The organism is Staphylococcus sp. HMSC062A01, from assembly GCF_001836805.1.
GTDB lineage: Bacteria > Bacillota > Bacilli > Staphylococcales > Staphylococcaceae > Staphylococcus > Staphylococcus haemolyticus.
In genome coordinates, this window is sequence record NZ_KV830618.1 from 35903 (window position 1) to 50762 (window position 14860).

Annotated in this window: 16 protein-coding genes; 5 read left to right on the top strand and 11 right to left on the bottom strand. The window is 32.4% G+C overall.

Annotated elements, in window-relative coordinates:
* Nucleotides 1-114: 114 nt before the first annotated feature.
* Together HMPREF2715_RS05065 and HMPREF2715_RS05070 are read left to right on the top strand one after the other, a co-directional pair.
* On the top strand, nt 115-600 hold the full coding sequence (locus HMPREF2715_RS05065; protein ID WP_070581286.1) for a hypothetical protein: 486 nt from the start codon (nt 115-117) through the stop codon (nt 598-600).
* Nucleotide 601: 1 nt separating this feature from the next.
* Complete coding sequence (locus HMPREF2715_RS05070; protein ID WP_070581287.1) at nt 602-793, top strand: YlaI family protein; 192 nt, start codon at nt 602-604, stop codon at nt 791-793.
* Between the two features lie 119 nt (nt 794-912).
* On the opposite strand, the gene typA is transcribed toward HMPREF2715_RS05070, so the two are convergent.
* On the bottom strand, nt 913-2757 hold the full coding sequence (typA, locus tag HMPREF2715_RS05075) for a translational GTPase TypA (RefSeq protein WP_070839572.1): 1845 nt from the start codon (nt 2755-2757) through the stop codon (nt 913-915).
* Nucleotides 2758-2854: 97 nt separating this feature from the next.
* Here typA and HMPREF2715_RS05080 point away from each other — a divergent pair, with 97 nt between their 5' ends.
* Nucleotides 2855-3046 (top strand): DUF5325 family protein, encoded by a 192-nt coding sequence (locus tag HMPREF2715_RS05080; RefSeq protein ID WP_011276120.1) that lies wholly within the window; start codon nt 2855-2857, stop codon nt 3044-3046.
* 71 nt (nt 3047-3117) lie between these two features.
* Here the strand turns inward: HMPREF2715_RS05080 and HMPREF2715_RS05085 are convergent, their stop codons facing one another.
* Complete coding sequence (locus HMPREF2715_RS05085; RefSeq protein WP_037536186.1) at nt 3118-3933, bottom strand: inositol monophosphatase family protein; 816 nt, start codon at nt 3931-3933, stop codon at nt 3118-3120.
* A gap of 179 nt (nt 3934-4112) precedes the next feature.
* Here HMPREF2715_RS05085 and HMPREF2715_RS05090 point away from each other — a divergent pair, with 179 nt between their 5' ends.
* Together HMPREF2715_RS05090 and HMPREF2715_RS05095 are read left to right on the top strand one after the other, a co-directional pair.
* Nucleotides 4113-4724 (top strand): YktB family protein, encoded by a 612-nt coding sequence (locus HMPREF2715_RS05090; RefSeq protein ID WP_070440256.1) that lies wholly within the window; start codon nt 4113-4115, stop codon nt 4722-4724.
* Between the two features lie 466 nt (nt 4725-5190).
* Entirely contained in the window at nt 5191-6531 is a 1341-nt protein-coding gene (locus HMPREF2715_RS05095; RefSeq protein WP_070581289.1) for an Nramp family divalent metal transporter, read from the top strand.
* A gap of 57 nt (nt 6532-6588) precedes the next feature.
* On the opposite strand, the gene HMPREF2715_RS05100 is transcribed toward HMPREF2715_RS05095, so the two are convergent.
* From HMPREF2715_RS05100 to lpdA, 9 genes are all read right to left on the bottom strand, one after another.
* On the bottom strand, nt 6589-7074 hold the full coding sequence (locus HMPREF2715_RS05100; protein ID WP_070440260.1) for a DUF4064 domain-containing protein: 486 nt from the start codon (nt 7072-7074) through the stop codon (nt 6589-6591).
* Nucleotides 7075-7214: 140 nt separating this feature from the next.
* Nucleotides 7215-8417: a lipoteichoic acid stability factor AuxB gene (gene auxB, locus HMPREF2715_RS05105; RefSeq protein WP_070440262.1), complete on the bottom strand. Its 1203-nt coding sequence runs from the start codon at nt 8415-8417 to the stop codon at nt 7215-7217.
* A gap of 72 nt (nt 8418-8489) precedes the next feature.
* Nucleotides 8490-9563, bottom strand: coding sequence for an ABC transporter substrate-binding protein (locus tag HMPREF2715_RS05110; protein WP_070581290.1), 1074 nt, complete (start codon nt 9561-9563; stop codon nt 8490-8492).
* Nucleotides 9560-10372: an ABC transporter permease gene (locus HMPREF2715_RS05115; protein WP_070581291.1), complete on the bottom strand. Its 813-nt coding sequence runs from the start codon at nt 10370-10372 to the stop codon at nt 9560-9562. The genes HMPREF2715_RS05110 and HMPREF2715_RS05115 overlap by 4 nt, the downstream gene beginning before the upstream one ends.
* Nucleotides 10369-11181 carry an ABC transporter permease gene (locus tag HMPREF2715_RS05120; protein ID WP_070581292.1) on the bottom strand — a complete coding sequence of 271 codons (813 nt, stop codon included), beginning with the start codon at nt 11179-11181 and terminating at the stop codon, nt 10369-10371. The genes HMPREF2715_RS05115 and HMPREF2715_RS05120 overlap by 4 nt, the downstream gene beginning before the upstream one ends.
* Complete coding sequence (locus tag HMPREF2715_RS05125; protein WP_070581293.1) at nt 11174-12268, bottom strand: ABC transporter ATP-binding protein; 1095 nt, start codon at nt 12266-12268, stop codon at nt 11174-11176. The genes HMPREF2715_RS05120 and HMPREF2715_RS05125 overlap by 8 nt, the downstream gene beginning before the upstream one ends.
* 15 nt (nt 12269-12283) lie before the next feature.
* The gene (locus HMPREF2715_RS05130; protein WP_011276130.1) at nt 12284-12823 is read right to left on the bottom strand and encodes a helix-turn-helix domain-containing protein; all 540 of its coding nucleotides are present in this window, start codon (nt 12821-12823) and stop codon (nt 12284-12286) included.
* 170 nt (nt 12824-12993) lie between these two features.
* Nucleotides 12994-13266, bottom strand: a complete 273-nt coding sequence (locus tag HMPREF2715_RS05135; RefSeq protein ID WP_037535602.1) for a UPF0223 family protein — start codon at nt 13264-13266, stop codon at nt 12994-12996.
* Nucleotides 13267-13453: 187 nt separating this feature from the next.
* On the bottom strand, nt 13454-14860 hold the full coding sequence (lpdA, locus tag HMPREF2715_RS05140) for a dihydrolipoyl dehydrogenase (RefSeq protein WP_053019394.1): 1407 nt from the start codon (nt 14858-14860) through the stop codon (nt 13454-13456).

Genomic DNA, 14860 nt, shown 5'->3' on the forward strand with positions numbered 1-14860 from the left:
CTTCATATCAAAAGTTTATCTTACTACTTTTTAAAAAGCAAGTTTATTCAGTGAATACAAGAATTTAATTGTGATAAAATAATGACTAGAATGAAATTAGGGAGTGGGCAAAAAATGATTCAAATCAAAGGCTTAGTCAAGTTCCCTATCACTTTAGATAGTACAACTTGGATATTCGATGATAGAAAAGTAAAAATTGAAGACATTGAAAGTGGTGTGTTTGAAGGAACGAAACCAATTAGATTCGAAGATAATCGCGAATGGAATAGAGCGATTCTTGAAGGTCAAACGAATCCACCTACTTTAAACTCAGAGATAAAATATCGTAAGCGTTCTGTATTAGAAGATTCATATGCAATCAATATGACACCTTTCTTTAAAATTGCAGAACCAAAAGACGATGCTACTGCGATAAAATTATTTAATGATGAGTCCTCAATTGAAGTTCCAATAGAATTATTACCTTATCTATTTTTCCAATTTGCGAAAGATGGAAAGCGTATGTATGATGATAATGCAGTAGACAGCTTTGTTTTCAACCCAGATGAAAAAGGATACTCACATGAATTTAAGTATGTTACGCATATAGAGGTGATCTAATTTGCGTGAAGTTCAGTGTATCATTTGTGATACAAAGGTTTTAATTGATGAAAATACGGTTGAAGCCAAACGACTTCGAAATAATCCTATAAGAACTTTTATGTGCGATGATTGTAAAAGTCGTTTAGATAGACCAAAACAACGTCTTAATAAACACCAACCGTTTAACTTCGTTAAGAGTGAAGAATTGTAATTTTTTTAGTAAATTTAATTAGGTTTTACTCAAAAAAGCCAGTAAATGAAATGACAAAATTTCATTTACTGGCTTTCAAATTTGATGTTTCAAACTATATTTTACGTTATAAACTTTAATTACTCATCTTGCATCATTTGTTTAACACGTTTAGCTTCTTTTTCACGTAATGATTTATTTAAGATTTTCTTTCTTAAACGAATACTTTGAGGAGTAACCTCTACTAGTTCATCATCATTAATATATTCTAAAGCTTCTTCAAGAGTAAGAATTCTTGGTCGGTTCATAGTTTGTGTTTGATCTTTAGTTGCTGAACGTACGTTTGTTTGATGTTTCGCTTTAGTAATATTAACAGTTAAATCATTTTCACGATTATGTTCACCAACAATCATACCTTCGTAGACTTCAGTACCTGGCTCCATGAAGTTAACACCACGATCTTCTAAATTGATGATAGCGTATGCAGTTGCTTGACCTTGGTCCATTGAGATAAGCGCACCATTACGTCTACCTCCAATTTGTGCTTTAACACGAGGTCTGAACTCTTCGAATGTATGGTTGATAATACCATATCCACGAGTCATAGACATAAATTCAGTTGTGTATCCAATCATACCACGTGCAGGTACCATAAAGATTAAACGCGTTAATCCGTTATCAGTAGTCGACATGTCTAACATTTCACCTTTACGTGCACCTAATGATTCAATTACTGAACCTGCATTTTCAGAAGGCACTTCACATTGAACACGTTCGAAAGGTTCACTTAGAACACCGTCAATTTCACGTAAAATAACTTGTGGCTTAGATACTTGAAGTTCAAAACCTTCACGTCTCATATTCTCAATTAAGATAGATAAATGTAACTCACCACGACCTGCAACTACCCATGTATCAGGAGAATCAGTTGGCGTAACTTTTAATGAAACGTCTGTTTCAAGTTGTTGATCTAGACGTTCTTGGATTTGACGTGCAGTGACATAATCACCCTCACGTCCTGCAAATGGTGAATTATTTACTTTGAATGTCATTTCAAGAGTTGGTTCATCAATACGTAATACAGGGAGAGCTTCTTGGTGATCTGTAGGTGTAACTGTTTCACCTACGTTAATATCTTCCATTCCTGAAACCGCAATTAAATCACCAGCTTGTGCTTCTTCGATCTCTTCACGTTTCAATCCAAAATAACCGAAAATCTTAGTCACACGGAAATTCTTAACTGTACCGTCTAATTTAATAAGTGACACGTTATCACCGACACGCATTATACCTCTAAATACGCGTCCTACACCTATACGTCCTACATAATCATTATAATCTAATAATGCTACTTGGAATTGTAATGGTTCATCATGATTATCTAATGGCGCTGGAACATAATCTATGATTGTTTCATATAATGATTGCATGTTTTCATCTTGTTTCTCTGAATCAAGACTAGCAGTACCATTGACAGCTGATGCATATACTACTGGGAAGTCTAATTGTTCATCATTCGCTTCTAATTCGATAAATAAATCTAAAACTTCATCTACTACCCCTTCAGGTCTAGCTGATGGTTTGTCAATTTTATTTACTACTACAACGGGTTTTAAATCTTGTTCTAATGCTTTTTTTAGTACGAAACGTGTTTGAGGCATTGTTCCCTCGTATGCATCTACAACAAGTACAACACCGTCAACCATTTTCATAATACGTTCAACTTCGCCACCAAAGTCAGCATGCCCAGGTGTATCTAAGATGTTAATTCTTGTGCCTTTATAGTCAATCGCAGTATTTTTAGCAAGAATTGTAATACCACGTTCTCTTTCTAAGTCATTAGAGTCCATTGCTCTTTCGTCAACATGTTCGTTCTCTCTGAAAATTCCAGATTGTTTTAGTAATTCATCTACTAAAGTCGTTTTACCATGGTCAACGTGCGCAATGATTGCAATATTACGTACATCTTCTCTTCTATTAGTCATTTTATTATTCCTTTCTCGAGTAAACTCCCACTTTTAATTACAACTTTTTTATTATATCATATTATTAGTAAAAGATAACAAAAAGGTGGGGTATGGGATGGAAAAACCTAAGTCTAAAGGTATATTTTGGGTTCTATCTATTATAGCAGTAATATTTTTAGTGCTTTTTAGTTTCAGCGTTGGAGCTGGTAGTATTCCAATGATGATTTTAACATTTATACTTTTCATTGCAACTTTTGGCGCTGGATTCACGCTTAAAAAGAAATATCGTGAAAATAACTGGCTTTAATATAGAAAAATGTCTCGGTAGTAAAATTTGGAAGAAATTCACCTTTCAAAGTTGACTGACCGAGGCATTTTTTATTTTCTAAAACGTTGATGTAACTCTGTTAATACTTCATTATGAGGATTTAAATAATTTTCTAGTATCTCATTATGCGTTGCTTTATTTCCAACTAAAATAGAATTAGCACTTTCAATAGTGAGCGGTTCACCCATTAAATTACTTCCAATTCCACCAACTTCATTTAAAATAATCAAACCACCTGCAAAATCCCATGGTTGCAATCTTGGCGTGATATATGCAGCCAATTGTCCTTTGGCTACACTTATAATTTCTAATGCCGCACTTCCAAAAGCTCTACAACTTCTTGCTTGGTTTACAATCTCTGAAAAAATGGGTCCCATTTTTGGCTTAGTAACCCAGTTTGGATTAATTCCTATTAAACTTTGGTTAAGTTGCGTGTTATCAATGGTTTTTAATTCATGATTGTTTTCAAAAGCACCTTCGCCAACTTTAGCATGGTATAGTACATCCTTCATTACATCATAAACTAAACCTGCATATGGCTTGCCATCTCGATAAATACCTATGGAAATCGCAAATCCCTCTTGTTGATGAACAAAATTTAAAGTTCCATCAATTGGATCAACAACCCATACCACACCATTGACGTCTTCCATATGATGTCCATGTCCTTCCTCACCAATGACGCGATGATCAGGATAGCTTCTTAGAATTGCATCGTATATATAGTTTTCAGTTGCTTTATCAACATTTGTTACTAAGTCGTTTGGGTTCGATTTCGTTTCAATACTTAAATCTTCTTTCATCATTATTCTAACTTTGTTGCCCGCTTCTAGTATTAAACCTTGTGCAAATTCATATAGTGACATATCATCATCTCCTGTTGTCTTCTATTATACAAAATTTCTGGCATTATAATCTATACATCATTGTATACCTTATAATTGTGAGTTTAAACGCTTGAAACCTTAATTCTGCTTTTGGAATGATTGAGTCATTCTATGCTACAATAACTTTAAATTAATTATTCTGAAAAGGAGCAACGCTAATGACACAATATACATTTAAACCTAAAGATTTCAAAGCGTTTGAAGTTGAAGGCTTAGATGCTCGAATGGAAGCATTAAATGAATATGTAAGACCTCAACTTAATCAATTAGGAGATTATTTTAGTGAATATTTCACTTCTCAAACTGGAGAAACTTTTTATGCACATGTTGCAAAACATGCTCGTAGAAGTGTAAATCCCCCTGTAGATACATGGGTAGCTTTTGCTCCAAATAAACGTGGATATAAGATGCTACCTCATTTCCAAATTGGTTTATTTAAAGACCATTTATTTTTAATGTTCGGTGTTATGCATGAAGGTAAAGATAAAGCTGAACGTGTAAAAGTGTTTGATAAGCACTTTGATGTGCTTAAACAATTGCCTGAAGACTATCAAGTGAGTTTAGATCACATGAAACCTGAAAAATCCTTCATTAAAGATTTAAGTGACGATGAGTTACATAAAGCGATTGATCGTGTTAAGAATGTTAAGAAAGGAGAGTTCTTCGTTGCACGCTCCCTCTCTCCTAAAGATGCTGAATTAAAATCTGATAAAGCCTTCCTATCTTTTGTAAAAGAAACATTTGATGAATTTTTAAAATTCTATGAATAAATAAAACATTTAATTCAATATGAGTTGTAAACTATGTTTACCTTAAGTAAAAGCCTGGGCCATAATTCAATGACTCAGGCTACAAATATATATTGGCAATAGTTGACTGATTTAAAAATGTACTTGTAACAAGCTTTTTTAATTCTAGTCATCCTTGCCTGGTGGGCGGACCCCAACAAAGTGAATTTCCTAAAGAAATACTACAAACTAAGCAAGTTGGGGTTCGGGGTCCCAACAAAGTGAATTTCTCAAAGAAATTCTACAAGCTAAGCAAGTTGGGGTTTGGGGCCCCAGCAAAGAGAATTTCATTAAGAAATTCTACAAGCTAAGCAAGCTGGGGTTACAACGAAATAAATTTTGGAAAATATTATTTCTGTACCCTCCTTTTTTTACGCCTAATTTTATTAGGTTGACCTAAAAATAAAGTTGGATTATTATAAAATATATTAGTTTAAGGAGTTTTTTTATGGGTTCAATAGACAACAAAGAACAACGTAGTTTAGATGAAATTAATAGCACAATCGAATTTAATGGCTCGCAACGTACTAGTCAGAAATTTTTAGCTTTTCTAGGACCAGGTTTACTTGTAGCTGTTGGTTATATGGATCCAGGAAATTGGATTACATCAATGCAAGGTGGCGCACAATTTGGTTATACTTTAATATTTGTAATTTTAATATCTAGCTTATCAGCAATGTTGTTACAAAGTATGACTGTTCGTTTAGGTATCGCTACTGATAAAGATTTAGCACAAATGACTCGTCACTATTTAAACAAACCAACTGCAATTATATTTTGGGTGATTGCTGAACTTGCAATCATTGCCACTGATATTGCTGAAGTAATCGGAAGCGCGATTGCTTTGGATTTACTTTTTAATATTCCTTTAATCATAGGTGCTTTAATAACAGTTTTTGACGTATTTTTATTACTTTTTATAATGAAATTTGGTTTTAGAAAGATTGAAGCAATCGTTGGTACTTTAATCTTTACTGTACTGATGATTTTTGTATTTGAAGTTTACATTTCATCTCCAAATTTAATTGAAATACTTAACGGATTTGTTCCACATTATCAAATTATTGCTAATCATAGTATCTTGTATATTGCATTAGGTATTATTGGCGCTACAATTATGCCTCATAATTTATATTTGCACTCATCAATCGTGCAATCACGTAAGTATAATCGCCATAGCTTTACTGAAAAAGCCCAAGCGATTAAATTTGCAACAATTGATTCTAATATTCAATTAAGTATCGCATTTATTGTAAATTGCTTACTACTTGTTCTAGGGGCTGCTTTGTTTTATGGCGTCAATTCAAATAGCTTAGGTGGTTTCTATGATTTATATCAAGCTTTAAGAACACAACCTGTATTAGGTGTTGTAATGGGAAGTATAATGAGTACACTATTCGCAATAGCATTATTAGCATCCGGTCAGAATTCAACAATCACTGGTACACTCGCAGGTCAAATAGTTATGGAAGGGTTCTTAAAACTTTCTATACCAAATTGGATGAGACGCTTAGTAACAAGAAGTTTGGCTGTCATACCTGTTTTAATATGTCTTGTTATTTTCCAGGGCAATGAGTCTAAAATGGAACAATTGCTAGTATTTTCACAAGTGTTCTTAAGTATTGCACTACCTTTCTCATTAATACCTCTGGAATTAGCAACAAGTAATGAAAAATTAATGGGTCCGTTTAAAAATAAAAAGTGGGTTAATATATGTGCTTGGGGTTTAATCATCATATTGAGCTTCCTCAATATTTATCTAATAATAGAAACCTTTAAAGAATTATAAAAAAATCTAACGATTTAGCATTATAAATACTAAATCGTTAGATTTTAGTTTTATATTTTAATAAATATATGGATCATCTTTCTTACGTTCATTATATGATTTTTCAGTTTGCCATTCATCCATTTTTAATTTTGTTGATTTAGGTTTTTGTTTAGGTAGATTAGGATCCTTTTTAACAAATAGCATGATTGCTACAATAATCCACAATATTCCTGCAATTAAACTCATATTAAATATACCTACTAATGCTGCGACAATTAAAAGACAACCTGCTAAAATAGGACGACCTTTAATGATTAACATACCAATAATGCCTAACAACGTTGAAAAGATTAATGTTCCCATAGAAAAAGCCATAGCAAAGTTGACCATTTCAGGTGTAACTTTAACATCTTGATTTCCAAATTGTTTTATCATTTGTTGATATTGTTCAGTATTATTGTTATTCCTAACCATAAAGTAAGATAGTGATGACATAATTAAATAAATAATACTTAAACCACAAGCAATCCATCCAAGAATTAACTCTACTTTTCTACTCACTTTCTTAGCCTCCATTATTAAAGTATTTAATTAAATCATACTAAAATTGTAATATGTTTGCGACTAACTTCATGAATTAAATTTTGGATATTGACACAAAACGATTAAGCCATATATGACTTAACCGTTCTAAGTGTATATTAGTTTTTATTATCTTCTTCTTGGTTGTTGACGTCTTTCTCTGATTCGATGTCATCTTTATTCAAGATTTGTTTACGTTCTTCATAGTTCATACGACGTTGACTAACAGCACTTGGTTGATTTTTACGACGCTCTTTCATACGTTGATTATAAGCTTTGCGCTTTTCTTTTTTCTTAGCTTTAATTTCAGCTTTTTCTCTCTTACGTTGTGCTTTTTCTTCTCTTTTATCAACTTTTGGCTCAGTATCTACTACATTTTCAGCAAAATCGTAAGACTCTTCATCACTAGTGTTATCAAATTGTGATTTTTTATTCGCCTTTTTGTTGTATTTAGCCTGTCTAGAGAGTACTCCCGTTGCTTCAACATCATCAGCATCCGATTGATATTCTCCAGTAATTGCACGTTTTGGATATTGATTATATTTATCTTCCTCAGTATCAGTTGCTAAATCTTGCTCTTCATCATTACGAATCGTTGTTTCATCGTAGTTGTTATCTCGATAATTACTATCGATATCATCATTGTAATAAGGTTTTTTACGACGTGTACGACGTTCAGATATTTTGGTTTTACGTGGTGATTCAACATAGTCTTCATCATAATCATTATATTGATTATGATCGTCGTAATCATAGTCATCATTAATATTTCTATTAAATCCATAATAACGATCATCATATTCATCTCTAGGATAATATTGATTTTCGTAGCCGTGTGATGGACCATATATAGGCACTGTCTCGACCTTGCTCTTCCTTACAAACATCATGATTGCAATAATAAAGAAGAAAATAGGAATAATTAATGTTACGAATAATAATACTAATGGCAATGTAATAATTGAGGCAATTAAAAATAAGAATCCAGAAAGTATTCTCATATTCATAGATATAAGTGCTAAAAATGAAATAAGCAAACACACTATGAAATAAACGATAATTGCCCATACACCATTTTGTAACCAAATTACAAATTGTGTTGTATTTAAACTATTATTTGTTAAAATTTGCTGAATTAGTTCATTACTATTCATTGAGTTTTCAAGATTTTGAATTGATGTATCATTACTAAATGACACGAGTGCAATAAACATTGTAATAACCGTCAATATAAGTAAGAAAATCCAACTAAACCAACCTAAAAGTTTTTCAGTCAGACGACTCACAGGCCGTTTGATTTGCGTGTAACGTTCTCCTGACATGTATTACAACTCCTTATTTTACTTATCAAATAATTATATCTAATTCATTATAAAATAACTACTATTTATAGTCTATTTTAAAGACATTTTAAAGTTTAAGAAACTTTCGTTATATTCTCCTAAAGTTTTAGGACCTAAATCTTTGTAGACTTCTAATCGTGATTGCTCTTTTTGAGTAGGATAGAAACGATGATCATCTCTAACTTCTTTAGGTAACAACTGACGAGCCACTTTATTTGGTGTAGAATATCCGACCCATTCTGTATTTTGTTTATTATTTTTAGCATCAAGAAGGAAATTCATAAATTTATAAGCCCCTTCTTTATTCTGAGCGGTTTTAGGAATAACCATATTATCAAACCATAGGTTAGATCCTTCTTTTGGAATAACATAATTATATTTGTCACTATCTTGTACTAAAGGAGCTGCAACACCACTCCATACTACTGCAATATTCCCCTCATTTTGTTCAAGCATCATTGTGACTTCGTCTCCAACAACACCACGAACTTGTGGTGTAAGGTGATTCAAATCTTTCTCTGCTTCTTTTAAATGACTTGGATTTGTATCATTTAAACTATATCCTAATTTGTTCAAAGCTAATCCCATAATTTCTCGTGCACCATCAACTAATAAAATATCGTTTTTATATTTAGGTTGATATAATGCTTGCCAACTACTAAAGTCTCCATTTGGGTAAACCTCTTTATTATATAAGATGCCTACAGTACCAAAGAAATAAGGTAGTGAATACTTATTATGTCTATCATATGACATGTTCATGTAATCAGAATCTAAATTTTTTATATTTGGAATTTTACTATGATCTAGTGGTTCCAATAAATTTTCACGCTTCAATTTCTGAACGGTATATTCACTAGGAAAAGCCACATCATAATGGGTTCCACCATTTCTAATTTTAGCTTCCATGGCCTCATTAGAATCAAACGTTTCATATATAACTTGAATACCTGTTTCTTTCTCAAATTGTTTAATTAAAGCGGGGTCTATATATTCTCCCCAATTATACACGTATATCTTTTCACCAGTACTAGTATTATCCTGCGATTTAAACCAGTGACTTATACCTAAGCATATTAATCCAACGACAATTGCACCTAATATTAACTGTAAAAATCGCTTCACTGATTTACACCTCGCTTAGTTAATTGCCGTCTCTTAACTGTATGTTGTATTGCATAATAACCAATAATTCCTAATACAATAGCTGTAAATAAAATAGTTGAAATTGCATTTATTTCCATACTAATACCTTTACGTGCCATAGCGTAAACTTCTACAGATAATACACTAAAGCCATTACCGGTTACAAAGAAACTTACTGTAAAATCATCTAATGAGTATGTTAGCGCCATAAAGAATCCACCTATAATTGAAGGCATTAAATTAGGTATTAAAACACGTCCAAGTATTTGTGATTCGGTAGCACCTAAATCACGTGCAGCATTTAGAATATTATTATTCATTTCATATAACTGTGGTAACACTACGATAACTACGATAGGAATGCAAAATGCAATATGCGACGCTAACACTGTTCCAAAACCTAGTCCTAAACCAGTTAAATGTCCTATTGCTGTAAACATAATTAAAAATGAGGCACCAATAACTACATCAGACGAAACCATTAGCACATTATTAAGCGTTAATAATGTTACTTTAAATTTTTTATTTCTTAAATAATATAATGAAATGGCACCAAATGTTCCTATTATGGTAGAAATTGCAGCTGCTAATAGCGCAACTGCTACCGTATTAAAAATTACAGACATCAGACGATCATTCTGAAATAGACTTTGGTAATGTTCCAAAGTAAAATGCTCAAAATGAATCATATTTCCCGCTGAATTAAATGAATAAAACATAAGGAAAAATATCGGAATATATAATATAGCTAATAAAATGCCAATATATAATTTTCCATACCACTTCATTTAATTCGCCTTCTTTCGTCCGTGGATTTCGATTTAGTAATGATTAAAATAAATGCCATAAATACAATCAAGAATATGGCGATTGTAGAACCCATACCGTAATTCTGAATAACTAGGAATTGTTCTTCAATCGATGTACCAATATTGATGACTTTATTACCTGCAATTAATCTTGTAATCATGAATAGCGATAATGCTGGAATAAATGTTACTTGAATGCCTGTCATGACACCTTCTTTAGTTAAAGGTACGATAACTTTTCTAAATGTAGTAAATGGACTAGCCCCTAAGTCACTAGAAGCTTGTAACAAATTATTCGGGATAGCTTTCATACTATTAAATATAGGTAGAATCATAAATGGTATATAAATATAGCTTGCTACTAATAAAAATGCCCCCGGTGTAAATAATAGATTAGCCGAAGGTAAATGAATAAAATTTAGAAATCTATTTATTAAACCCTCATGGCTTAGTAAACCAATAAAAGCATATGTTTTAAGTAATAGATTTATCCACGTCGGAATAATTAAAATGAGCAACCACATATTTTGATTTTTTGACGAACGAATAAAATAAGCAGCAGGGTAGCTAATTAATAGAGTGATTATAGTAATTAATGCTGCATAAAAAATCGAATCCCACATCATTTTTAAATATTTCATTGATAATATTTGTTCATAGTTTGTAAAACTAAAATGACCATTTAAATCAGTGAATGAGAAATATACAAGTAAAATAACCGGCACCATTATGAATAACACCATCCATAATAAATATGGAATGATTAGCACTTTATTTATATTACGCATTGTCAAATTCCTCATAACTTTCAATACGTTTATCAAATTCCTCTTCTGTTTCACCTGGAACCATGATGTGTATTGCCTCAGGGTCAAAATAGAGTCCTACTTCGCTTCCAACTTCTGCTTTTTTAGTTGTCTGTATGACCCATTCATATCCTTTTCTATCAATGCAACAAATTTCATAATGAACGCCTCTAAATAACATTGAATCAACAGTAGCTTTAAATAGCCCTTTGTCTGCGTCTATTAATGAAATATCTTCAGGTCTAATGACGACTTCGACATTTTTGCCTGAAGGTATACCAGCATCTACACATTCAAAATCTTGACCATATATATTTACTACGAAATCCTCAACCATTTTACCCTCAACAATATTGGATTCGCCTATAAAATCAGCTACAAAGCGATTGACCGGTTCATCATAAATATCTGTAGGTGTACCAAATTGTTGAATTTTACCGTCTTTCATAACAAATATGTAATCGCTGAGCGCTAATGCTTCTTCTTGATCGTGAGTAACAAAGATGAAAGTAATTCCTAAACGTTTTTGTAATTCACGCAATTCATACTGCATTTCAGTTCTTAATTTTAAATCCAAAGCAGATAGAGATTCATCTAACAATAAAATTTCCGGCTCATTAACTATTGCTCTTGCGATAGCAACGCGTTGCTTTTGACCGCCACTCATTTCATTAATATTTCGTTGTTCATACCCCGATAATTTCACTAGTTTTAAAGCATTTATTACTTTTTCATCAATATCTTTTTTGGAATGCTTTTTCAACTTTAAACCAAAAGCAATATTGTCATAAACATTCAAATGAGGAAATAAAGCATAATCTTGGAAAACAGTGTTCACCTTTCTTTTATTTGCAGGCAAATCACCTATTGATTTATTTAAATATATAATATCTCCATCATCTGGTTGTTCGAATCCAGCTATAAGTTTTAAGATTGTGGTTTTACCACAACCTGAAGGACCTAGTAATGTATAAAAATGTCCTGACTCAATCTCTAAATCCATTTTGTTTAATATCGTTACATCGTCAAAACCTTTTGTCACACCTTTAAAAGATAACAATGACTCCATTACTATACTCCCCCTTTATAAATATGATGCTGTCGCAACAATTAAAATTTCAATTTCATCGGTTGTTTCATTATGTAATTGATGTATTTCATTAGCCCTAAAATATAAAACATCTTGTTCATTTGCCTGATATCGTGAATTTCCTAATGTAAGTGTTACACACCCTTTTAAGCAATAAATGAATGTATCTGACTCAGATGGATCAAAGTGTTTATAAGACGCACCTGGTTTTAATGATAATATGAGCGGTTCCATTTCAAATTCATTAGATTTCATTACCAACCAATTAAGGACATAACCTCTATCATATTCATCGTAAATAGTTCGTTCATTTTTAGTGTATAGCACTTTTTCTTTTGACTTCTCTTTAAAAAAATCACTAGGAGAAGTACCTAACACTTCTAGAATATTTAAAAATGTTTCCATACTAGGAGAAGCATGTTGACTCTCAATTTGAGATATGTACCCTTTTGATAAATCTGTTCGTTCTGCTAGCTCTTCTTGTGTTAAATTCTTTTGACGTCTTAAATTACGTAATTTATTTCCAATTTGCATCGCTAATCACCTTAAAAAAGCTATACTTTGTTTAGTAATATTAAACATTGTGTTTAATGCTTAATAAAAATAACAAAATATAGCTTTAACTTCAATACTTTTTTGAAATTAATTAAAATTAATGATGCAGATATTATGATTTTTAATAATTAACGTTAAATCGTTATAAGTTATTTTGCGCTGAATGATGTTAATTCAGGATTGTTCTTTACTTCTTGTACAACTTTATAACTATTATAATTACTTTTTTCTTCAAATTCTTTAAATAATTGCTTTTCTTCTGCTTTGCCGGGAACAATTTCTTTGAATCGTTTATAATGATTCATTAAGTCTTGACCGTTAACCGAGTTTTCATAATAATTTTCAATTTTATTAAAGAAAGCAATCACATCAACCATTTCTTCATTAGACCAATCTAAGTCTAGTGGATATTGGTATTCCATTTTATTCCTCCATTCATTGTGTTAGCCATTAGTAATCTATTACCCTTTTTGGTTAAATAATTATAAAAAAGGGGTGAAACCAAGTTCAAACATGAACTTGAGTTGCACCCCTCTTGGATGTCAAATAACCTCAATCAAATCTAATTAAAGTTATTCGATCTATATAGTTAGTCAGTTTGACTAAAAATTACATTGTGTGGATTGGCAATCCAATTGCTTTTTCAGCAGCTTCCATAGACATTTCACCTAATGTTGGGTGAGCATGTACTGTTAATGCGATATCTTCAGCATTCATACCAGCTTCGATAGCTAGACCTAATTCAGAAATGATATCTGAAGCGCCATTACCGGCAATTTGTGCACCGATAACAGTATCGTCTTCTTTAAGTGTGATAAGTTTAACGAAACCAGTTGTATCATCTAATGATAAAGCACGGCCGTTACCAGCATAAGGGAATTTAGAAGCTTTGTAGTCTAAACCTTCTTCTTTAGCTTGTGCTTCAGTGTAACCTACTTGAGCTAATTCTGGTTCAGTGAAACATACAGCTGGCATACCGATGTAGTCTACTTCTGATGCTTGACCAGAGATAGCTTCAGCAGCTACTTTAGCTTCATAACTTGCTTTATGAGCAAGTGGTAAACCAGGGACGATATCACCAATTGCATAAATATTGTCGATAGAAGTACGGCTTTGTTTATCTACTTCTAATAATCCACGATCTGCGAATTTAAGTCCTAACTCTTCTAAACCTAATTCGTCTGTGTTTGGACGACGACCAACAGTTACTAATACATAATCAGCTTCGATAGTTTTTTCTTCACCTTTAGCTTCATAAGTAACTTTAACGCCATTTTCAGTTTCTTCGGCATTTTTAGCCATTGCTTCAGTAATGATTTCAACGCCTTTTTCTTTCATGCCTTTTTTAACTGGTTGAACCATTTGTTTTTCGAATCCGCCAAGAATTTCTTTAGCGCCTTCTAAAATTGTAACGTCTGAACCAAAGTTAGCAAATGCAGTACCAAGTTCTGAACCAATGTAACCGCCACCTACAACGACTAATTTACCTGGAACTTCTTGTAAGTTTAATGCACCTGTTGAATCGATAACACGTTTACCAAACTCAAAGTTAGGAATTTCAATTGGTCTAGAACCTGTTGCGATAATAGCGTGTTTGAAATTGTAAGTTTGTGCACTTTTTTCATCCATAACACGTAAGCTGTTATTATCAACGAAATAAGCTTCACCTTTTACAATCTCAACTTTATTACCTTTTAATAAGCCTTCAACACCACCAGTTAATTTGTTTACAACTGATTTTTTGAATTCTTGAACTTTGTCGAATTTAAGTGATACGCTTTCAGCGATAACACCTAAGTTTTCAGAGTGTTGAGCTTCTACAAAGCGATGTGAAGCGTGTAATAATGCTTTTGAAGGAATACAACCAACGTTTAAGCATACACCACCTAAGTTACCTTTCTCAACGATAGTAACTTTTTGTCCTAATTGTGCTGCGCGAATTGCTGCAACGTATCCACCAGGACCTGCTCCGATTACAATAGTATCTGTTTCAATTGGGAAATCTCCAACTACCAT

Excerpts from the sequence above, each read along its gene's own strand:
- HMPREF2715_RS05065 (WP_070581286.1), top strand. The coding sequence starts at position 115 with ATGATTCAAATCAAAGGCTTAGTCAAGTTCCCTATCACTTTAGATAGT.
- typA (WP_070839572.1), bottom strand. The coding sequence starts at position 2,757 with ATGACTAATAGAAGAGAAGATGTACGTAATATTGCAATCATTGCGCAC.
- HMPREF2715_RS05080 (WP_011276120.1), top strand. The coding sequence starts at position 2,855 with ATGGAAAAACCTAAGTCTAAAGGTATATTTTGGGTTCTATCTATTATA.
- HMPREF2715_RS05085 (WP_037536186.1), bottom strand. The coding sequence starts at position 3,933 with ATGTCACTATATGAATTTGCACAAGGTTTAATACTAGAAGCGGGCAAC.
- HMPREF2715_RS05090 (WP_070440256.1), top strand. The coding sequence starts at position 4,113 with ATGACACAATATACATTTAAACCTAAAGATTTCAAAGCGTTTGAAGTT.
- HMPREF2715_RS05095 (WP_070581289.1), top strand. The coding sequence starts at position 5,191 with ATGGGTTCAATAGACAACAAAGAACAACGTAGTTTAGATGAAATTAAT.
- auxB (WP_070440262.1), bottom strand. The coding sequence starts at position 8,417 with ATGTCAGGAGAACGTTACACGCAAATCAAACGGCCTGTGAGTCGTCTG.
- HMPREF2715_RS05115 (WP_070581291.1), bottom strand. The coding sequence starts at position 10,372 with ATGAAGTGGTATGGAAAATTATATATTGGCATTTTATTAGCTATATTA.
- HMPREF2715_RS05120 (WP_070581292.1), bottom strand. The coding sequence starts at position 11,181 with ATGCGTAATATAAATAAAGTGCTAATCATTCCATATTTATTATGGATG.
- HMPREF2715_RS05125 (WP_070581293.1), bottom strand. The coding sequence starts at position 12,268 with ATGGAGTCATTGTTATCTTTTAAAGGTGTGACAAAAGGTTTTGACGAT.
- HMPREF2715_RS05130 (WP_011276130.1), bottom strand. The coding sequence starts at position 12,823 with ATGCAAATTGGAAATAAATTACGTAATTTAAGACGTCAAAAGAATTTA.
- HMPREF2715_RS05135 (WP_037535602.1), bottom strand. The coding sequence starts at position 13,266 with ATGGAATACCAATATCCACTAGACTTAGATTGGTCTAATGAAGAAATG.
- lpdA (WP_053019394.1), bottom strand. The coding sequence starts at position 14,860 with ATGGTAGTTGGAGATTTCCCAATTGAAACAGATACTATTGTAATCGGA.